The following is a 20881-nucleotide window of genomic DNA, read 5'->3' on the forward strand; positions in this document are numbered from 1 at the left end:
GTCACGAGCGCGCGCCGGCCGGCGAGCGGTTGCAGCCAGTCGAACGCGGGGGCGGCCGGCGGGCTCGCGGCGTGGGGGGCGTCCGCTTCGATCCGCACCACCTGGCCCGACACATACGCGGAACGCGGCGACAGGAAAAAGCGCAGCGTCGCTTCGATGTCGCTTTCCGCGCCTTCTCCGACATACACGAGATTCGCGGTGATGCCGCGCCGCGCTTCCTTGCCGAGCGAGCGCGTCAGGCCTTCGAGCGCGCGCTGCGCGGTCCATTGACGCGGGCTCGCGCCCGCTTGCGGCGGGCGGCCCAGCACGACGATGCGCCCGCACTTGCCGAGCGAGCGCAGCGTGTCGTGAAAGAAGCCGTGCAGCGGTTCGAGCTGGCTGCTGTCCTCGATGCCGCTCGCGTCGAACAGCAGCGCGGCGAGCTTGCCCGCCGAGCCGGGCTCGGCCGGCTCGAAGCGCCCGGTCAGCAGGCCGTGGCGATTCGCGAGCGGCACCCACAGCCCGGCGCTTGCGTGCGCGACGCCCGTCATGCCGACGCTCGCGATCAGCTTCGCAAGCGCGTCGAGCAGATGCGGCTCGCGGCCCGCGCCGATCGCGATCAGTCCGTCGAACTCGGGCCGGTCCGCGCGATAGCGCCGCAGCACCTCGGGCTTCGGCAGACCGAGCGAGCGCGCGAGACGCGCGCCGAACGGCGAGTTGACGAACTTCAGGTACGAGTCGTTCATGTCGTTGGTTGCTCCGCCGGACGCGGCGGGACGTCCCTTCGAGGGCCCCGGCCGTGTGTCAGTGTGCCTTGAGTTCAGCGTATCGGGTGGCTTTGCCGCGCCGCACCGTCCGTTTTTTATGCGCTTGAATCCCAGGCTCGGGGCCGTGCCCGGGTCGCATTCGAACCCGGCGCGCAAGCCGTCCCACAGCACGCCGCCACCGGGCCGTCGTCAAGCCGCGAGGTCCAGCGCCTTCTCCAGCGCCTCCTTGCGTTTCTGCAAATGGGCAAGCATGTCGAAATCGGCCGGGAAATCGTCGACCTTCACGACCTGCGCGCCATAGCGCGCGTAATCGTCGAGCACGCGCCGTTCGTCCGCATCGATCAGGCCTTGCCGTTCGGCCGCGTCGGTCCATGCGGCGAGTTGCGGCAGGCTCTGCGGCATCGGTTCGAGCAGGCCCTGGCTGACGGCTTCGCGCAGCTTCTGGTCGATCTGCGTAAAGCGCGGATTCAGCGCGAACACGAGCTCGCCGTAGCCGAGCGCGTCGACGTCCGGATGCGGCACGTACGAGTCGGCGACGAGCCGCTCGCGCGCGGCGCCCGGGGTCTGCATCAACTCGGCGATCTCGCCGCCGAGCCGATCCGACGGCTCGCGATGCGGCAGACCGAACGGGAACGCGAGCACGCGCACGAGCGTCGCGGCGAGCCGGTTCGGGTAGTTCGTGAGCACGCCGTCGAGCGCGTGCTGCGCCTTGTACAGCGCATCCTCGACACCCCAGCGCGCGAGCGGCAGGTCCTCCGGCTGACGGCCCTCGTCCTCGAAACGCTTGAGTGTCGCCGAGATCAGGTAGAGCTGGGACAGCACGTCGCCGAGGCGCGCGGAGATACGTTCGCGGCGTTTCAGATCGCCGCCGAGCACGAACATCGACACGTCGGCGAGCAGCGCGAACACGGTCGACAGACGCGTCGCCGCGCGGTAGTACCGATGCAATGGCGCGTAGGCGCGGCGCGGCTTCGCGATCAGCGCGCCGCCGGTGAGCCCGTACACGACGCCGCGCGCGACGTTCGACAGCGTAAAGCTCACGTGGCCGAAGAACGCCGCGTCGAACTCGCGCAACGCCTTCGCGCGATCCGGCTCGCGCGTCGCGGTCATTTCCTTCAGCACATACGGATGGCAGCGGATCGCGCCCTGGCCGAAGATGATCAGGCAGCGCGTCAGAATGTTCGCGCCTTCGACGGTGATCGCGATCGGCACCTGCTGATACGCGCGCGCGAGAAAATTCGACGGCCCCATGCAGATGCCCTTGCCGGCGGCGACGTCCATGCCGTCGTTGATGACCAGGCGGGCCCGCTCGGTGATGTGATATTTCGCGATCGCCGAAATCACCGAGGGCTTCTCGCCGAGGTCGACCGCCTGCGCGGACAGGCGGCGCGCGGCGTCCATCACGTACAGGTTGCCGCCCATGCGCCCGAGCGCTTCCTGCACGCCCTCGAATTTGCCGACGGCGGTGCGGAACTGTCGCCGGATCGCCGCATAGGCGCCGGTGCCGCGCACCGCGATCTTCGCCATCCCGACATTCGACGACGGCAGCGAGATCGCGCGTCCGGCCGCCAGACACTCCATCAGCATGCGCCAGCCGTTGCCGACCTGCGCGCGCCCGCCGATCACCCAGTCGAGCGGAATGAACACGTCGTTGCCCGAGTTCGGGCCGTTCTGGAACACCGCATTGAGCGGCCAGTGACGGCGGCCGATGTTGACGCCGGGGTGATCCGTCGGAATCAGCGCGCAGGTGATGCCGGGTTCGTCGTTCGCGCCGAGCAGATGGTCGGGATCGAGCGCGCGGAACGCGAGACCGAGCACGGTCGCGATCGGGCCGAGCGTGATGTAGCGCTTGTCCCACGTGACGCGAAAGCCGAGCGTTTCGCGGCCCTCGTGCATCCCCTTGCAGACGACGCCGACATCGGGAATCGCGGCCGCGTCGGAACCCGCGTACGGGCTCGTCAGCGCGAAGCAGGGGATGTCCTCGCCGCGCGCGAGGCGCGGCAGATAGTGGTTCTTCTGCTCGTCGGTGCCGTAGTGCATCAGCAGTTCGGCGGGGCCGAGCGAGTTCGGCACCATCACCGACACGGCCGCCGCCGAGCAGCGCGTCGCGAGCTTCATGATGACCTGCGAATGCGCGTACGCGGAGAACTGTTTGCCGCCGTAGCGCTTCGGAATGATCATGCCGAGAAAGCCGCGCTCCTTGATGAAGCGCCACGTTTGCGGCGACAGGTCCTGCCAGACCATCGTCGTTTCCCAGTCGTTCGCGAGATCGCACAACTGTTCGCATTCGACGTCGAGGAACGACTGCTCTTCCGGCGTCAGCGTGGCCGGGCCGTAGCCGAGCAGCGTGTCCCAATGCGGGCGGCCCGAGAACAGTTCGGCGTCCCACCAGACCGTGCCCGCTTCGATCGCATCGCGCTCGGTCGGCGACATTTCCGGCAGGATCTTGCGGAACATATCGAGCACCGGCTTCGCGAGCCATGCGCGGCGCAGCGGTTTGACCGTCAGCACGAGGGCGGGGAGCACCAGCACGATCGCGAGCAGCGTCGTGGCGAGCGGACCCGCCGCGCCGCTGACGTGCGCGGCCGCGACCCACGCGAGCATCGCCACGAGCCACCAGGATGCGCGGGCCTGAACGTAGACGAGTGCGAACGCGGCGACGACGAGCGTCAGGATGAACCACGGCATGACGTTTCCTCCGATCTCATGAAAGACGGTTGCTGTTCCGGCGGTGCGGGCGAACGCATCCGCGGGGCGCGGGCGGTTCGTGTTCTGTTGATCTTTCCCGGTAGTGGGCACCGGTCGTGTCGATGCGTTCGACGCGCACCGCACCGTATCGCACCACGCGGCAGCGCTATGACGCGGCGCCGTGCAATGCGTGGCGATCCGCGGCTTCCACGATGTTCTCGCGTGCCGCAGGTTCAGCGATCGTCTGAAGGCTTCCGTCTTCACGCGGGCTGTCTTCCAGCACGCAGTCGCCGGCGGCTTGCGTCCCGTCTTCGGTCGCATCCCCCAGCACCGCCGCGAACGCGGCCAGTTGCGAGCCGTCCGGCAGCGGCGCTTTCAGCGCGGCGACCATCAGCGACGCAAGACGCGCGATCAATTGCAGATCGTTCATCGACTTGCCCTGCGAGAACTCGGAAATCAGGCTGTCGGTATCGGTGCCGGCCAGCACGCCCGATAGCGCGCCGATCGCGAAGTGCAGCCGCCAGCCCAGTTCCTCGCGCGGCAGATGCGGCAGCGCGCGCTGGAACGCATCGAAAAAACGCACCGCCACGGATTCGTAATGCGCGTTCAGAAAGTCGCGAATGAATGCGGACGGATCGGTATAGGCGCGTCCGAGCAGCCGCAGGAAAGCCTTGCCGCCGACGCGCGGATCGCGCGACAGACGCAGCGCCGGAATGAACATCGCGCCGAGCACGTGCTCGCAGGTGAGCCGCGCGCCGAGCATCCTGTCGAAGCGGTCGAGCAGCTTCAGCCGCTCCTGGTTGAGCCGGTCGAGGCGACGCGACAGCATCGAGTGAATCAGCGTTTCCTTGCTGCCGAAGTGATAGTTGACCGCCGCGAGATTGACTTCGGCGCGCGAAGTAATCTGCCGCAGCGACATCGCCTCGTAGCCGCATTCGATGAACAGCGTCTCGGCGGCATCGAGAATGCGGGACTTGGTATCGCCGGCATGCCGGCCTGTCGTGCGAACTGCCATATCGCGTCTCCCAGTTGCCGGGCTGCCGGCTCGCAAACAAGCGATTCAAATTGGTATTTGAAACAGGTGTTTTTTCAGGATAAGGAAGGATGACGCACGCGATCAAGGGGTCCGATTCGACTAACTCCTCTAGAAGACCTGACGTGAGTCGTCTTTTGGCAGACGCCGCGCGTGATGCCGAGCGGAAAATAAAAAGGCCGTTCCGAACGAATCGGAACGGCCTCGTACTCTGATGCGCGTGACGCGTATGCGCGTCGTGGTGGCGGTTCGAACCGCCGTTGCGGCTATCGTGCTCCGGCACGCGCCGGCTCAATAGCTGCCTGCTTCGAATGCCCGAAGTTCGTTCGGGCGGTCAAACCTGTCCGCCGACCGCGCCGCCCGCCGGCTGCGCGCCGACCTCGCGCGCGGACTGCGTCATGTCGATGCCGCGGCGCTCTCGGCTGAACGGAATCAGCGCGCAGATCACGACCGCGACGATGCCGATCACGACCGCCATCACGAGCGCGTAGTCGTTGCCGTGTATCTCGGCGATTTTCGACTGCAGCGGACCGTTGACCGACGCGATCAGATTGCCGAGCTGATACACGAGACCGGGGAAGGTCGCGCGGATTTCATCGGGCGAGATTTCGTTCAGGTGCACCGGAATCACGCCCCACGCGCCCTGCACCGAGATCTGCATCAGGAACGCGCCGAGCGCGAGCAGCATCGGCGTGCTGGAGAAAGCCCACAGCGGCAATACCGGCAGCGCGATCAGCGCGGCGATGAAGATCGCGCGCTTGCGGCCGATCTTCTCCGATACCCAGCCGAAGAAGAGACCGCCGCAGATCGCGCCGATGTTCAGCGTGATCGTGATCCACGACACCGTGTGCGCGTCGAACTGATGCTGCACGCGCAGGAAGGTCGGATACAGATCCTGCGAGCCGTGCGAGAAGAAGTTGAACGCGGTCATCAGGATGATCGCGTAGATCGACAGGCCGACGTTCTGCTTGAGCGTGGTGACGAGGCCGGGGCGCACCTTCTTTTCGAGCGTCTGGAACGCGGGCGACTCCGGCACGTGCGCGCGGATGTACAGCACCAGCAGCGCGGGCAGCACGCCGACGAAGAACATGCCGCGCCAGCCGATGTATTGATAGAACACCCCGAACACGATCGACGCGAGCAGATAGCCGCTCGGGTAGCCCGCCTGCAGCAGACCGGAGACGATGCCGCGCGATTTCGGAGGCACGGTTTCCATCGTCAGCGCGCCGCCGACGCCCCATTCGCCGCCCATCGCGATACCGAACAGCGCGCGCAACACGAGCAGCGTCATCAGGTTCGGCGACAGACCGGACAGCAATTCCAGCAGCGAGAAACACGCGATGTTGACCATCAGCGTCGGACGGCGGCCGTATTTGTCGGCGAGCCAGCCGAAAATCAATGCGCCGAGCGGACGCATCATCAGGGTCAGCATGATCGCGAACGCGACCGCCGGGATGTCCGTATTGAATTCCTGCGCGATATCTTTCAATACGAACACCATCAGAAAGAAATCGAATGCGTCGAGCGTCCAGCCGAGATAGGCGGCGATCGTGACGTTTCTCTGTTCCCGAGTCCAGCTCATTGATTGTTCTCCTGAGTCTCCAGAAATCCGTGTTTGACGACGGATGGCTCCATGGTCCCCGCGCCCTGTGGGGAGCGCTTCCGGGCGAGTGTACGCCGAGCGTTAAGCGCTTGCATGGTTGAACCCGCTTTTATCCGTGTTAATCCGGAGAGCAATTTTCGTGCTGGATTTGCAACATATACTTAATGTCGGTTATATGTAATTTTTGTATTGAATATGTTTGTATTTATGATGGTATTTGTAATGTTTTTTAATCGGGAGATGCGGGGCATTTTGCTGTTGCGGTTGGGGCCATGAGGATTATCTCCAGACGGGTTGCCCCTGGCCGGCATCGCAAACGCGCCGCAGCGTTTTGCCGAAGCCGAGCCAAAGCACCAGCGAGCCGAGCGACACCGCGCCAAGCGCGACGAACGCGCCCGCATAGCCGAAGTGTTGCGCGAGCATGCCGCCCAGCAACGGACTGAGCGCCGCACCCACGCCCTGGACCATCGCGGTGGTCCCTTGTGCGACGTTGACGCGGCCGGTGCCTTCCATCAGGTGCACGACGAGCGCCGGCACCGCGACGCTTTGCAGCCCCGCGCCGACGCCGTCGAGAAATTGCACGGGCCAGACGCCGGTGGCGTTCATCATCGTCGCCGCCAGCAGGCCGCGTATCGGCAGCGCGAGCCATGAAACCAGCAGGACCCACCAGTAGCCGTACGCCCGCAGCAGGCGCGGGGCGAGCCATGCCGCGCCGACCATCACGAGTTGCGCGACCACGATGGTCTGCGCGGTGAACGCGCTCGGATTGCCACGATGCGCCGCCACGACGCCCATCCCGTAGAGCGGCAGCATCGCGGCATTGCCGAGATGAAAAAACGCGAGTGACGCGCCAAGCAGCGCGAGGGGCCGATTGTGCAGCAGCGTGCGCAGCCCGCCTGGGTCGCGCGGGGCGGCGGCGTGATGCGGGGGAGCGCCCGCTTCGCTCGCGAGTGCATCGCCCGGGCGGCGAGACGCGCCGTCGGTTTCGAGGCCGCGCGCGCTTGCGTGATCGATCGAGCGCGCCGGAATGAGCAGCACGCAGGCAATCGCGAGCGCGGCGAATCCGGCGCACAGCGCGAACACGGCGCCCAATCCGTAGCGCCAGCCGAGCCAGCCCGCAAGGGCGGCGCCGGCGACGTTGCCTGCATGGTTGGCCATCTGGTTGCGCGCGAACTGCCGGTCGAAGCCCGCCGCGCGCACCATGCCTAGCGTCACCCCGGCGACGGCGGGCAGCAGCGCCGAACCGCATATTGCCGCCAGCACCTGCGCGCCCAGCACGGCCGCATAACCGCGCGCGGGGAGCAGCGCGAGCGACGCGAGCGTGGTACCGGCCGTCGCCGCGACGATCAGCGCGCGCTTGCGGCGCGTCGCGTCGACGAGCGCGCCGGCGAGCGGCGTGGCGGCCATCGCGGCGAGCCCGGCCAGCGTCATCACCGAACCGATGTCGCCGGCCTGCCAGTCGCGGCCGAGCAGAAACACGCCGATGAACGGACCGGCGCCCGCCTGCACGTCGGCCATGAAGAAATTGAGCGCTTCGAGCGCGCGGAGTGGTTTCATGGTCTTTCGCTTGCCGGAGTTCTGGTGCACCATCCTTGCCAGGTTTGCGGGGCATCGCTATGGCTCCAACCGCAACCTCGATCGACCGCAATCTTCGTCCCGTTGACGGGAGGCGTGACGTGCAAGCGGCATGCCTGTTGCTGACCCTGGAGATCCCGTGATCCGCGCACGCACCGCGTACACAACCTTTCGCCCCTATGTCGAGCCTCGTCAAGTCCGTGCCGCCATCGCCGTCGTTGCTCGACGAGACGCTGAACGTCGTCGCTCGCCGCTATCGCCTGCCGCCGAACGCGGACGCGTCGGTTGGCGCGATAAAAACCAGTCCCGCGACGGCGCTCGTGCTTGCGATCGAACGGGCTCGCGAGGCCGTGGCTCGTGGCGAGGCACCGGCTACGGCAACCCGCGACGCTTTCATCGACGCGCTTGCGCGCATGATTCGCGAGGCGCTGCGCGACGAATCCGCAGACCCGGTCTTTCAGGCGATGCTGCTGCGGCACCGCACGGCCGTGATACGCGAGTATGCGTCACTGTCCGCGCATGCCGGGCGGGACCGCCGTCTGATCCATGCGGCCGTCAATGCGATCGCGCATCCGGCCAAACAGCAACGCGCGCAATCGGGTCCGCTTCGCGACGCGTTGGCGCGGCTCCATGCGTGCGCGTCGTCCGAAGCCTGGTCGGAGCTCGACGATGTCGCGCGGCGTTTGATCGACGCGCCGGAGACGGCGAACCCGTTGCCTGTACAGCGTGGCCTCGCCCAGTTGCGGGAGAATCCCGCATTGCAGCGTTTGCGGCGCCTCGAAGCGCTGGCGTCGGATGAGCGCGTGCGCCATTACCGGGCGCTGTGGGATCGCCAGGGTCCCCGCCCAGGCAGCTCGCTGGCGGTGGCGCGCGGCGCGACCGCGAAGCAGCGGGGCGCTGCCGTCGAAGCGCTGGCCACACGCGCTATCGACGCACTGGCGCGGCGCCTGAACGAGGCGGAGGGTTCATTCGCTTCCTATCGCGTCGTGAACTCGATGCGCGTGCCGGCCGCGATACCCGCGAGCCATGAACGCGCCAAAACCGAATGGGACGTGGTGCTGCTCAGGCAGGCGAAAGCGGCTGAGAACGCGGCAGCGTGGGACGTCTGTCTGCTCGTCGAAGCGAAGGCCTCCGCGGATTCGGTGACGACGGATTTTCCGCGGCTATTGCGTGGACTGGATCTGCTCGCGCACGCCGACAAGGACACCGTTTATCTTTTTCAGACGCAGCAGGGCACGGTGCGTTTGAACGGCGCTTCGCTGCGCGCGCTGCGCACCGATGACGCCAGTCTTGCAAGGACGGTGCTCTATTGCTGCGACGCGCCTGCCGAAGCGGCGCCGCGCGTGCTCAGTGCCGCGAGCCGGATGCAGCTTCTGTCGGCGCCGGCGAGTCTGGCATTCGCCGGCGCGCTGGCGCAAAAGCGCCACGCGGATTGCGCGGACCTCGAGCCTGTCTGGCATCAGTTGCTGGAAGCGCCGAGGTGGCGCGCGGTGCTCGATCAATACGCGACGCTGCGCGAGGTCCGCGAATTGATGGTGCATGCGGAAGACCTGCTGGCGGCGGTCAGCGTCACCGCTGAGAACGGCTGACTGGAAACGGATCCCGCCACGTCACGTTTCACGACAACTGCGCTTCGATCGCCGTCTTGTCGATCACCGACCACACCTGCGCGATCTTCCCGCCGCGAAATGTGTAGAACACGTTCTCCGTGAACGCGATCCGTTTGCCGTCGATATGCAAGCCGAGAAAAGTGTGGCTCGGCGCGCAGTCGAATCGCAGACGGCTCGCGACGACCGGTGGCTCGATCACCAGCAGTTCGATGTCGAAGCGCAAGTCCGGGATAGCGCGGACGTCGCGCTCCAGCATGTCGCGATAGCCCGACAGGCCGAGCGGCCGGCCGTTGTGACTGACGTCGTCGTCGACGAACTGGCCGAGCGACGCCCAATCGCGTCTGTTCAGGCAGTCGAGGTAATGGCGGTAAATGGTGCGCAGATCCGGCCCGGTCATGAAGACCTCCTTGTCGAGTAGCAGCGCGGGACGATCATGATCGTGCCGTCCACGTGATGCTACGCAAATTGCCAGCTTGCCGCCTGGGCTATGTCGCGTATCACGCCGTATCCGGCGGCTTTCGGAGTTGTCTGAAATCCGGACACGGCCATGCCGCGTTATGGTCAACGTACGAACCACAACCGGGGGTAACAGTGGGCTTTGCATGGAATGGAACGATAGAGGTAGTAGCGAATGACGGCACTTGCCCGTAGGCAATTCAAGGCATTACTGTTTCTCGGCCTGTTTTATCTTGCCGTTCGCTTCGTGCATACCTATCCGGTTCCGATGCCCGCGAACCAGTTGCATATTTTGCGGAAGCTCTCGCGCTGGCTCCGTATCCGCGATTCCGACGACTGGTATTTTCTGGTCGTGGTGATTATCCAGTTCATCGTTGCGATCTTTGTCTGGTTGCTCGTCTCGCACTGGCTTGGTATCGACGATATGGATAACCTGTATTTCGTTGTCCTGGTGACCATTCACTCGTTCATTGCGGTTTGCGCTTACGCGGCGATCATCGAACTCTGGCGGCGTTGCCGGGCTGGATAGGGGATCGAAGGGGTTCTCACGTCCGTATTTTCAGATCGCACGCCGACATGGAAAGCCAGGCAACACTGGAAAACTATGGTTGTTTCCCTGAGTCCCGGATCGCGCGTTCCTGTCCGGGTGTCCTGTCAAACATCTGCTTATAGCACCGGCCAAGATGAGACGGGCTCGCGAAACCGCAATGCATCGCGATGTCGAGCAGGGAGTAGGTCGACTCGCGCAGCAGCTTCTGGGCCGCCTTCAGGCGCAGTTCGAGATAGAACTGGGACGGGCGCACGTTGAAGACCTTCAGCCACAATCGCTCGAATTGACGCGCGGACACGCCGACCAGGTCCGCGATGGTCTTCAGCGGAATCGGCGACTCGATGTTCTGTTCCATCAGCGTGACGGCATTCACGAGCCGCCGGTCCTCGAGACCATAGCGCCACTGGATCGCCATCTTCTGGCTCTCCTGGGCCGTGCGAATGCGTGTGTGAAGAAACTGGTCGGCCACTTCGGCGGCCAGTTGCTGGCCGTGCTGGCGGGCGATCAGATCGAGCATCATGTCGATCGCCGCGGTGCCGCCCCCGCAGGTCACGCGGTCGCCGTCTATACAGTAGAGATCGCGGCTCAGGTCGAGCGAAGGAAACTCGTCGGCGAGTTCCCGCAGCGCTTCCCAGTGAATCGTGCAGCGGCGCCGCTCGAGCAGCCCGGCGCGGGCGAGAATCATCGTGCCCAGACTGATGCCGCCCAGCGTCAGGCCGGTCGCCGCATAACGCCGCAGGAAGTCGAAGACCTGCACGTTGCGATAGTCGGTCACCCCGATGCTGGCAACGACAAAAAGATGGCTGAATGCCGGCGACGACGTAATCGCGAATTCCGGCAGCAGCGCAAAACCCGAACTCGACGACACCGCTTCGCCGTCCACGCTGATCAGATGCCAACTGTAGAGCGGCTCGCCGCTGATGCGGTTCGCCGCGCGCAGCGGCTCGGTAGCGGAACTCAGCGCCATCATCGAAAAATGCGGGACGAGAAAGAATCCCATGCGCTGCGTCGCCTGGTTCGTTGCGTGGGTTTTCTCGTGGGTGCCTATGCTCGACTCCGTCACTGTGGTGTCCGCGATGCCGACCGGCGAAACGGGGACTTCGCCGCGCGAAGCCAGTTTGACACAGGCACGCATCGTATTGCTACTGCGTGGTTTGGGCAACGCGGATTCTGTCCGTCACCAGATCCAGCAGCGGCGCAACCGGTGCGTCGTTCGTGCCCAACTCGTCGATGCAATTCTCCAGTTCTTCCGCCAACCCGGCTTCGCAGACGCCTTCGGCAAACCGGCGGAACTTTTGCCGGATCGCCACGGCGCCGAGCGGCCGGTCCGGATCGCCGGCCGCCTGAGTCGGTCCGGAGTCGAAGCGGCGGCCGTCGAGCAATTCCACGCTCACGTCGGCGATTCGTTCGTTCGGAAAGCGCGACGTGAACTCCGCGTGCTCCTGCGTGCGTATCAATTGACTCAGCCGGAGTACTTCGGGATCCGTCAGCGCTTCGCCGCGGATCGCATCGAAATCGACGACGCCATGCCGCAGCGCCACCGCGACCGAAAACAGCAGGCTGTACTGTGCTTCCTCGGTCGTCGCCGGCTGCGCATGAGCGAGCCGGACCGCATGATGGAAGGTCCGCACGCTAACCGCGCGGATCTGCCCGCTGGCGAAGCCGTGCCGCCGTTTGAGGTTCAGCGCCGCGTCGATCGCGGGATGCGCCCAGCGGCACACCGGTTGCGGCTTGAAATACTGCTCCAGGATGCGCCAGCGCTCGCCGAGATCGCGCCAGTCATGCTGGGTTTCCGGCTGTTCGAGCGTGATCGCCGGCGCGCCGGTGAATCCCCGCTGCGCCAGAAAGCCGGCGCTCAGGCCCGCCATGCAACCCCATCCGGAGCCGTCCTTGACCATCGTCGGATGATCGATGCAGCGCATCATCTGACTGCGCGGTCCGTGATATTCGGCGATGCCGAGCGCCTCGCGGGTTTGCCGCGCGTCGAGCGGCAACAGCCGGGCGGCGAGGGCGGCCGCCGCCAGCGCATTCCAGGCTCCCGACGTGTGATAGTCGCAGGCGCTCGCATGCAGCGCGATGCCCGCGCGAGTGCCGATTTCATAGCCGAGCACGAGGCAGGTGAGCCATTCGCGTCCGCTCATGCCGGGACATTGTTCCGCCAGCGCCAGCAACGCGGGGAGCACGGTGACGCCGACATGGCCTTTGGTTTGCGCATGACCGTCATGGCCGTCGCAACTGTCGATGGTCATCGCGCCGGCAAGTCCGGCGCCGGGCGGGCTTGCCACGCGGCCGTCGAAAAGCAGGCGCGCGCGCAGCCTGCCCGGCGCGAAGAACTCGACCGCATGATCGCAGGCGATGCGTGACAGCGCCGTCTGTCTGCCCGCGAGCGCGACGCCCAGCAGGTCGAGCATGCACTGCCTGGCTTGCGCGACGACGTCGTCCGGCAGATCGCCGAACCTCAGCGCGTGAATGAACGGAATCGTCGGGGCGCCCATCCGTCACTCTCCGGTGAAATGGGGCGGGCGCCGCTCGAATGTCGCGGCGAGTGCTTCGCGATGATCCGCCGTGCGATGCGCAATGCCCTGAAACGCGGCCGACAATTCCAGCAGACTCGGCAGATCCATCCGCTGACCTTCGCGCACCAGCCGTTTGGACATGCGCAGCACGTCAGGCGGATTGCACGCGATCGCACGCGCGAGCGTCAGCGCCGCGTCCATCAGCTCGGCGTCCGGCACGACGCGCGACACCAGCCCCCATTCGCAGGCGCACTGGGCATCGATCGGTGTGCCGGTGAAGATCATTTCGCAGGCGCTCGACAGACCGATCGCACGCGGCAATAGCCACGCACCGCCATCGCCGGGAATGATGCCGACCTTCGCGAAGCTCTCCGCGAATACCGCGCTCGCCGACGCGATGCGGATATCGCACATCAGCGACAGGTCGCATCCGGCGCCGTGCGCCGGGCCGTTGACCGCGGCGATGCACGGTACGTCCAGCTCGTGAAAAGCCTTCGGGATACGCTGGATGCCGCGCCGGTAGTTTTCGCGGATTCGCGCCGAGCTGCCCGAAAACGTCCCGACATCGTCGCGCATGTGCTTGATGTTGCCGCCCGACGAGAACGCGGAGCCCGCGCCGGTCAGCACGATCACACGCACGGCGCGGTCCGCCTGCGCCCGCTCGAGGCTGCCGACCAGCGCGTCGACCACTTCCATTTCGGTCAGCGCATTGCGGGTGGCCGGCCGGTTCAGCGTCAGCGTGACGATGGCGTCGTCCTGCTCGTACAGCACCGCATCAGTCATGGCGAAACTCCTGCCGTCAGGCTTTGATAGACCGGTCCGGCAAGTTCGTGCCGCAGCACCTTGCCGCTTGGATTGAGCGGCAGCCGGTCGACGAAAAACACCTTCTTGGGCCGCTTGTATGGCGCGAGGTCGTCACTCGCCTTGCAGAAGGCAACGATGTCCGCCTCGGTGACGCCGCTGTCGCTGCGCACCACGAAGGCCGTGACCGCCTGTCCCCACCTGGGGTCCGGCACGCCGATCACGGCGGCTTCCTGGACACCCGGACAGTGGTACAGCACTTCCTCGACTTCACGGGGATAAATGTTTTCGCCGCCCGAGACGATCATGTCGTCGGCGCGGCCGCAGAAATGGAAATAGCCCGCTTCGTCGACCCGAAAGAGATCACCCGTGTAGAGCCAGCCGCCCCTGAATTTCTTTTCCGTTTCGGCCGGGTTGTTCCAGTAGCCGTGCGCGAGCTGCGGGCCTTTCACGATCAGTTGGCCCACCTCGCCGGCGGCCACGGTTTCGGCGGGGGACACCACGCGATCCGGGTCGTTCTTCACGACACGGCAGGTACTGATCAGCGTCGGCTTGCCGCACGAGCCGAGATACGCGAGCGCGTCGCGCGGGTGCAGCAGCAGGGTCAGGCTGGCCTCCGTCATGCCGTATCCGTTGAACACGCCCGGGCAGAACTCGTCGATCACGCGCTGCATCGTCGCCGCGGTGATCGCGGCGCCGCCGGTCGTGATCATGCGCAGGCTGCTCACGTCGATCGACGCGAATCCCGGATGGAACAGCATGTCCTGGATCTGCGTCGGCACGGCGAACAGCGTGGTGATACGGTGCCGCGCGATGGCTTCCAGCGTGGCCAGCGGCTCGTAGCGCGGCAGGATGACATTCGCCGCGCCGACCATCATATGCGGGATGAAATAGGCCTGCATGCCGCCGACGTGATACAGCGGAGCGATATGCAGCGCGGCGTCGGTACTCGTGAGGCTGTATTCCATCACGATGTTGGCGGCGATCGCCACGTCGTTGCCGTGCGTGTGAACGGCGCCCTTGGGACGGCCGGTCGTGCCCGACGTATAGACGAGCGCCGAGACGTCGGCGGGTTTCAGCCGCGGCTGCGGCGCCTCGAAGCGGTCGATGTCCTCGATCAGCGCGTCGAACGAATGATGCTGCGCGGGCAGCGGCGCCGCACCGCCGTTGCCGCCCGTGACGCACACGAACGTGCGCAGCTCGGGCAACGTCTGCCCGATCCTGTCGACGATGCTTGCCATCGAGTCGTCATAGATGAGCACGCGCGCGCCGGCATCGCGAATGATGTACGCGGCTTCGTTGGCGGACAGCCGGAAATTCATCGGTACCGCGATGGCGCCGAGCAACTGGCACGCCATGTACGCGGTCGGGGTCGCGTCCGAGGTCTTCTGCAGGATCGCGACCCGGTCCATCTGCCGCACGCCCAGATTGAACAGCGCCTGGGCGAAGCGGCGCACGCGGCTGCCCCACGCGTCATAGGTCAACGTGGTGTCGCCGCACACGAGGGCAAGGCGGTCGGGATATTTTTCGACCGTGTTTTCGAACAGCGAGGTGATGGTCAGCATGGTAGGGTCAACGCGTGTTGCGTGTTTAAAGGCCGATCCGGATGTCCGGCAGGTCGCGGCAGGCAATCAGGTATTTGGCCATTTCCGAGGTTCCGCCGACGATCGTCAGCGCGCGGGCGTCGCGGTAAATCTGTTCGGCCCGTCCGTATTCCTTCGTCAGGCCGTCGCCGCCGAGAATCTGTACCGTTTCGTTCGCGCAGAAATTCGCGGTTTCGGTCGCGACGAGTTTCGCCATCGCGGCTTCTTTCATCAGCGCCTTGCCGTCGATGCCGGAGTCGTACATCTTGGTTGCCCGGTAGGTGAGCAGTTCGGTTGAGTCGATGCGCCAGCTCATCCGCGCGACCTTGTCCCAGATCAGCTCCTTGCAGCCGAGATACTGGCCGAACGCCCTGCGGTGCTGCGCGTGCGCGGTCGCGATGTCGAACGCGCTGCGCGCGACGCCCAGCCCCGATCCGCCGAGGATCGCCCGCTCGAAATTGAACATGCGCAGCATGATGCGAAAGCCGCCGTCGCGCTCGCCGAGCAGGTGATCGGCCGGCACGCGGCAGTCGTCGAACTCGACTTCGCCGACGATGCAGCCGCGCCGCCCCATGAACGTGTAGTTGCGTGGGAAACGGATGCCCGGCGCCGTGGCTGGCACGGCGATCGCCGTCATGCCGTCCTGCGGCTTGCCGGTATCGCGGGTCAGTCCATAAGCGATGTAGACGTCGGCGACCGACGCGTTCGAAATGTATCGCTTGAAACCGTTGATGACCCACTCGTTCGTCCGTGCGTCGAACTCGATGCGGGTTTCCATCCCCGCCGAGTCGCTGCCGGTGTTGGGCTCCGTCACGCAGATCGCGCCAACCGCGGTGCCGTCGAGAATCGGCAACAGGTATCGATCGCGCACCGGCTCGCTCGCAAAGTGATAAAGCGGATAGGCGCAGCTCAGCGCGGTGGCGATCGTCGTCTCGAACGCGTAATTCAGGTAGGACGCTTCCTCGGACAGGATCGTCGCGTGGGTGAGCCCGGGTTGCACGAGCGGGCCCTGATACAGGTCGGGAAACATCAGGCGCAGATAGCCCGCTTCGCCGAGCGCGCGCACCACGTGCCGGACGGCCGACCAGTCCTGCCGTTCCTCGATGTCGGCCATGCGCGGCGCCAGCTCGCGTTGCAGCACGTCGCGCACTTCGGCGCGGAACGCGCGATCGGCAGCGTCGAGAAGAAAGTCTTTCATTGCGGATTCCCGGTTTCCGTTGCCGCGCCGTTCGACACGGCGAGCGTGGCTTCACGCGAGCCGGGCATCCCGCGCGCGGCGAACGCGCGGGCGTCGCGCACGGTCGGCAACAGGAACCGCGCGCGTCGCACCGCTTCGTAGTCGAGTTCGCCGACGACCAGTTCCTCGCCGGTACCGGCACTCATCGCCACGGTCTGGCCGAACGGATTCAGGATTCGCGAGCCGCCCCAGAAGCTCATCATGCCTTCGGTGCCGACGCGGTTCGCCATCACGATTCCGACGCCGTAGGTCAGCGCGTAAAAGCGCAGATTGATGTCCCAGCCCGCCGGGTTGTCGAATCCTTCGCCGACGGCCTCGCGCGCGGAACTGATCGACGCGGCGAGCAGCGTGGCCCCCGAGCAGGCCAGCGTGTGCACGATGGCCGGATTCCACAGATCGGCGCAGATCGGCGTCGCGACCTGCCAGCGGGCATCGAGCGCAAAGCTGCCGAGTTCGGTGCCCGGCGCGTAGTAGAGGCCGTCTTTCAGCTTGCCGTAGGTGGCGAGTTGCGCCTTTCGATGGATATGGACGGTCCTGCCGTTCGTCACCGTGGCCGTGCTGTTGTAGAACTGCCCGCCGGGCGCTTCCTCGATAAAGCCGAACACCGTATGGATGCCGGCACTCGCTTCGGCGAGCGTCGCGAACACCCGGTCATCGGGCCTCATCGCGAGGCGCAGCAGATCCTTGCCCGCGCTGTGTCCGCACAGCGACAGCTCGGGAAAGACCAGCAGGCGCACGCCGGCGGCTTTTGCCGCACTGATGTGAGTCAGGTGTTTTTCCACGTTCGTGTCGATATCGCCATAGGCGGTGTCGATCTGCGCGGCGGCCACTCTGATGGGGGCGTGAGGTTGTCTGCTTTCGGCGACTGGAGCCATGTCGTTGATCTCGCGTGGTGAGGTCGGGCTCGGCATCAGATCAGGCCGGACTGCTTGAGGAATTCGTGCGCGACGTCGCTGAAGGATTTCTTCGATACGTCGACGCTCGCGTTCAGGCGGGCCATCGTGGGCGCATCGAGCTTGGCCGACAGCGAATTCAGAAGCGGCCCGAGCGACGGGTTGGCGTCGAGCGTCGCCTTGCGGATCACCGGCGTCAGCGCGTAAGCCGGGAAAAATCCCTTGTCGTCCTTCAAGATGACGAAGTTGAACGCGGGTACGCGGCCATCGGTGGCGAACACCAGCGCGATATCGACCTGACGGTCCTTGAGTGCCTGATACGTGAGCCCCGAGTCCATCCGCTTGATTTCGTCCTGCGTGAACTCGAACCCATACGTTTTTTGCAGCGGACGCAAGCCGTCGGGACGCGCATAGAACTCGGAATTGCACGCGAAAGTGAGCGTCTTGCCGCTCTTGAGTACTTTCGCAAGGTCGCTCAGGGTCGCGATGCCGAGCTTTTTCGCCTCGTCCTCGTTCATCGCGAACGCGTAGGTATTGTTCGCCCGCGACGGGTTGAGCCACACCAGACCCTTTGCGGCATCGAGCTCCTTGACCTTACGGTAGGCGTCGTCCGGACTGAGCCGGTCGTTGATCTTGTTGTAGGTGATCAGCGACGTGCCGATGTATTCCCAGTACACGTCGACCTGGCCGTTTTCCTGCGCCTGACGCAGCACGGCGCTTCCCATGCCGTCTTTCTTGTTCACCGTAAAGCCCTTTGCTTCCAGCAACTGGGTGGTCATTTCCGCCATCAGTTGCTGCTCGGTAAAGTTCTTTCCGCCGACGACGATCGTTGCCGCGAACGACGAAAAGCTCCACAGGCCGGTGGCCAGCATGACGATCAGCGCAAACGCGCGCTTGAGCAATGAATGTTTCATGGTGTTCTCAATGAGCAGGTAGAGACGGATGAAGGTTCAGTTCTTCGGAGTGACGCCGGGCGATACGAGCCGGCGCTGCATCTGTCCGACGCAGGCGTCGGTGAGGATCGCCAGCAACGCGGTAGGAATCGCGCCGGCCAGCAACATGGTGAAATCGTTCATGTCGATGCCGGTAAAGATCAGTTCGCCCAGCCCGCCGCCGCCGATCAGAAAGGCCAGCGGCGCCGTGCCGACGGTGATCGCCAGCGCGGTGCGGATGCCGGCGAAAATGACGTACAGCGCATTGGGCAATTCGACGCGCCAGAGGATCTGCAGCGGGGTCATGCCCATCCCCGTGGCCGCCTCGATCAGTGGACGCGGGACCGCGCGCAGACCTTCGTACGTATTGAGCGCGATCGGCAGCAGCGTCGCGACCCACAAGCCGAAGATCGCCGGAACCGGGCCGATGCCGATCGCGCTCATCGCCAGCGCGAGCAACGCGAGCTTCGGAATCGCCTGGCCGACGTTCAGCGTCTGCATGACCACGGCCGCGCCGTGCCGCTGCGACGGCCGGCTGAGATAAATGCCCGCGGGCACCGCGACGGCGATCGCCAGCACGCCGGCGATCGCGACCATCACCATCATCTGGACCGACTGGTAGGCGATGTCGCCGCGGTATTCGGCTATGCCGGACCACCAGTTGTCCGCGCGGGCTCCGGTGCACGCGAGCGCGAGCATCGCGGCGGCGGCGGTCTTCAGCGCGCGCGTCGGCGCGCCGGTCTGCCGTTCGGGTTTCATGCCGGTTCTCCCGCGGGTACGCGCAGCAGTTCGACGATATGCGCCTGCTCGATGTAGCCGACGAACCGGCCGTCGTCGTCGATCGTCGGCAACCGTGACGTGCCGCTTGCGAACATCGAGGAAACCACCGCGCGCAGATCGTCGCCGCAGTTGGCCGCGCCTTCGACCGGGAGCGCCTCGGCCGGCGTGAGCAAACCGTCCAGCGTGTGCAGTTGCGCGGCGGTGAAATAGCCTTGCAGCCGGTCCGTCGCATCGACAAGCGCGATCTGGTCGACGCCGTATTCGGCCATCACCGCGCGCGCCCGCGCGCCGCTTTCGCCGACGCGCACCGCGCATCCGCTCGCCGACACCGCATCGCGGGCGCGCACCAGACGCAGCCGCTTGAGCGCGCGGTCCGCGCCGACGAAGCCCGCGACGAACGGACTCGCCGGCCGCGCGAGGATGTTGTCCGGCGAGTCGAACTGCTCGATGTGGCCGCCGCGGAAAATGGCGATCTTGTCGGCCATCTTCACCGCTTCGTCGATGTCGTGACTGACGAACACGATGGTCTTTCTGACCTGCTTCTGAATCCGCAGAAATTCGTCCTGGATCAGCTCGCGGTTGATCGGGTCGATCGCGCCGAATGGTTCGTCCATCAGCATCACGGCCGGATCCGTGGCGAGCGCGCGCGCCACGCCGACCCGCTGCGCCTGGCCGCCCGAGAGGTCTTTCGGATAGCGGCTCAGGTAGATGGCCGGATCGAGCGCGACGATGTCGAGCAGCTCCGCCGCGCGCCGGCGGGCCTTCGCCTTGTCCCAGCCGAGCAGTTGCGGCACCACGCAGATGTTTTCCTCGACGGTCATGTTCGGAAACAGCCCGATCTGCTGAATCACATAACCGATCCGGCGGCGCAGTTCCACCACGTCGAATTCGTCGGTGTCCTTGCCTTCGAGAAAGATCTTGCCGGAGGTGGGCTGGACCAGCCGGTTGATCATCTTCAGCGTGGTCGTCTTGCCGCAGCCGGACGGCCCGAGCAGCACGCAGATTTCTCCCGCGCCGACCGACATGTTGATCCCGTCGACAACCGGGGTGCTTGCGCCGTCGTAGCGCTTCGTGATGTTCGATAACTCGATCATGGTCATTGCACGTGTCGTGAATGTTTGCGGGAACCCGTCAGGGCGCCAAGCCGCAACGCGAGACCGAGGGTCCGGGATGGCTTGCGCAGCCCTTTGGGCGTGAGGCGCCGTTGAACGTAGCCGAGCCCGAAGTCGGCCGCGATGGCCAGCAGGCTGACGAGGATCGCGCCGGCGATCAACTGGCGCGGGTCGGACTGCGAGATGCCGCGGCTGATCAGCTTGCCGAGACCGCCCGCGCCGATATAGGCGGCGATGGCCGCGATGCCGACGTTGATCACCACCGCCATGCGCACGCCGGCCATGATGATGGGCAGCGCGATCGGAATTTCGACGAGGCGCAGCCGCTCGCCGGTCTTCATGCCCATGCCTCTGGCCGCCTCGCGCAACGCGGGATCGATGTTGTTGATCGCCGTGTACGTGTTGCGGATGATCGGCAACTGCGAGTAGAGGAACAGCGCGATGACCGTGGGCAGAAAGCCGATACCCTGGCCGATCACCGAGAGCACCGGAATCATCAGGCCGAACAGCGCGACGGAGGGAATCGTCATGATGATCGACGCGACGTACAGGACCAGTTTCGCGACGCGTTCGTTGACGGTGATCGCGATGCCGAGCGGTACGCCGGTGAGGATCGCGAGTCCGACGCCCACGCCGACGATCTCGATATGCTCGACCGTCATCCTGGCGATCGACGCCAGATTGCCGAGAATGAAACTGAGGGTTTCCACAATGTCTCCTGACCGCCATGCGCGGTCGTCTTTTGTTTTACTGCCTGACTGAAGGA

The 20881-nt window shown here is 65.4% G+C and carries 17 protein-coding genes and 1 pseudogene; 2 read left to right on the forward strand and 16 right to left on the reverse strand.

Going from position 1 to position 20881, the window contains the following annotated elements; all coding sequences use genetic code 11:
* From QM685_RS11755 to QM685_RS11775, 5 genes and pseudogenes are all read right to left on the reverse strand, one after another.
* Nucleotides 1-725 (reverse strand): annotated as a pseudogene (locus tag QM685_RS11755) (short chain dehydrogenase); the annotation flags it as partial.
* A gap of 210 nt (nt 726-935) precedes the next feature.
* Nucleotides 936-3434, reverse strand: a complete 2499-nt coding sequence (locus QM685_RS11760; protein WP_415115972.1) for an acyl-CoA dehydrogenase — start codon at nt 3432-3434, stop codon at nt 936-938.
* A 166-nt stretch (nt 3435-3600) separates the two neighbouring features.
* Entirely contained in the window at nt 3601-4449 is an 849-nt protein-coding gene (locus tag QM685_RS11765; protein WP_415115974.1) for a TetR/AcrR family transcriptional regulator, read from the reverse strand.
* Nucleotides 4450-4801: 352 nt separating this feature from the next.
* Nucleotides 4802-6049, reverse strand: coding sequence for an MFS transporter (locus QM685_RS11770; protein WP_415115976.1), 1248 nt, complete (start codon nt 6047-6049; stop codon nt 4802-4804).
* Between the two features lie 300 nt (nt 6050-6349).
* Complete coding sequence (locus QM685_RS11775; RefSeq protein WP_415115978.1) at nt 6350-7627, reverse strand: MFS transporter; 1278 nt, start codon at nt 7625-7627, stop codon at nt 6350-6352.
* Between the two features lie 197 nt (nt 7628-7824).
* Here QM685_RS11775 and QM685_RS11780 point away from each other — a divergent pair, with 197 nt between their 5' ends.
* Nucleotides 7825-9234 (forward strand): 3-deoxy-D-arabino-heptulosonate 7-phosphate synthase, encoded by a 1410-nt coding sequence (locus QM685_RS11780; RefSeq protein ID WP_415115980.1) that lies wholly within the window; start codon nt 7825-7827, stop codon nt 9232-9234.
* Nucleotides 9235-9262: 28 nt separating this feature from the next.
* On the opposite strand, the gene QM685_RS11785 is transcribed toward QM685_RS11780, so the two are convergent.
* Complete coding sequence (locus QM685_RS11785; protein ID WP_415115982.1) at nt 9263-9652, reverse strand: ester cyclase; 390 nt, start codon at nt 9650-9652, stop codon at nt 9263-9265.
* 234 nt (nt 9653-9886) lie between these two features.
* On the opposite strand from QM685_RS11785, the gene QM685_RS11790 reads away from it, so the two are divergent.
* Nucleotides 9887-10240, forward strand: coding sequence for a hypothetical protein (locus QM685_RS11790; protein ID WP_415115984.1), 354 nt, complete (start codon nt 9887-9889; stop codon nt 10238-10240).
* 73 nt (nt 10241-10313) lie between these two features.
* Here the strand turns inward: QM685_RS11790 and QM685_RS11795 are convergent, their stop codons facing one another.
* From QM685_RS11795 to QM685_RS11840, 10 genes are all read right to left on the reverse strand, one after another.
* A complete protein-coding gene (locus tag QM685_RS11795) occupies nt 10314-11261 on the reverse strand; it encodes a GlxA family transcriptional regulator (RefSeq protein ID WP_415115986.1) in 948 nt (315 codons plus the stop codon).
* 142 nt (nt 11262-11403) lie between these two features.
* Complete coding sequence (locus QM685_RS11800; RefSeq protein ID WP_415115988.1) at nt 11404-12756, reverse strand: MmgE/PrpD family protein; 1353 nt, start codon at nt 12754-12756, stop codon at nt 11404-11406.
* Nucleotides 12757-12759: 3 nt separating this feature from the next.
* Nucleotides 12760-13560, reverse strand: coding sequence for a crotonase/enoyl-CoA hydratase family protein (locus QM685_RS11805; protein ID WP_415115990.1), 801 nt, complete (start codon nt 13558-13560; stop codon nt 12760-12762).
* Complete coding sequence (locus QM685_RS11810) at nt 13557-15143, reverse strand: class I adenylate-forming enzyme family protein (protein ID WP_415115992.1); 1587 nt, start codon at nt 15141-15143, stop codon at nt 13557-13559. Before QM685_RS11810 ends, QM685_RS11805 begins: the two co-directional genes overlap by 4 nt.
* Before the next feature lie 25 nt (nt 15144-15168).
* Complete coding sequence (locus QM685_RS11815) at nt 15169-16359, reverse strand: acyl-CoA dehydrogenase family protein (RefSeq protein WP_415115994.1); 1191 nt, start codon at nt 16357-16359, stop codon at nt 15169-15171.
* On the reverse strand, nt 16356-17273 hold the full coding sequence (locus QM685_RS11820; protein WP_415115996.1) for a nitrilase-related carbon-nitrogen hydrolase: 918 nt from the start codon (nt 17271-17273) through the stop codon (nt 16356-16358). The genes QM685_RS11815 and QM685_RS11820 overlap by 4 nt, the downstream gene beginning before the upstream one ends.
* A 35-nt stretch (nt 17274-17308) precedes the next feature.
* Nucleotides 17309-18205: a glycine betaine ABC transporter substrate-binding protein gene (locus tag QM685_RS11825; protein WP_415115997.1), complete on the reverse strand. Its 897-nt coding sequence runs from the start codon at nt 18203-18205 to the stop codon at nt 17309-17311.
* 36 nt (nt 18206-18241) lie between these two features.
* The gene (locus QM685_RS11830; RefSeq protein ID WP_415115999.1) at nt 18242-18982 is read right to left on the reverse strand and encodes an ABC transporter permease; all 741 of its coding nucleotides are present in this window, start codon (nt 18980-18982) and stop codon (nt 18242-18244) included.
* Nucleotides 18979-20097 carry an ABC transporter ATP-binding protein gene (locus QM685_RS11835; protein ID WP_415116516.1) on the reverse strand — a complete coding sequence of 373 codons (1119 nt, stop codon included), beginning with the start codon at nt 20095-20097 and terminating at the stop codon, nt 18979-18981. Before QM685_RS11835 ends, QM685_RS11830 begins: the two co-directional genes overlap by 4 nt.
* A 2-nt stretch (nt 20098-20099) precedes the next feature.
* Nucleotides 20100-20825: an ABC transporter permease gene (locus QM685_RS11840; RefSeq protein WP_415116000.1), complete on the reverse strand. Its 726-nt coding sequence runs from the start codon at nt 20823-20825 to the stop codon at nt 20100-20102.
* Between the last annotated feature and the right edge of the window lie 56 nt (nt 20826-20881).

The sequence above is a fragment of the Paraburkholderia sp. genome (assembly GCF_047605525.1).
Classification (GTDB): Bacteria; Pseudomonadota; Gammaproteobacteria; order Burkholderiales; family Burkholderiaceae; genus Paraburkholderia.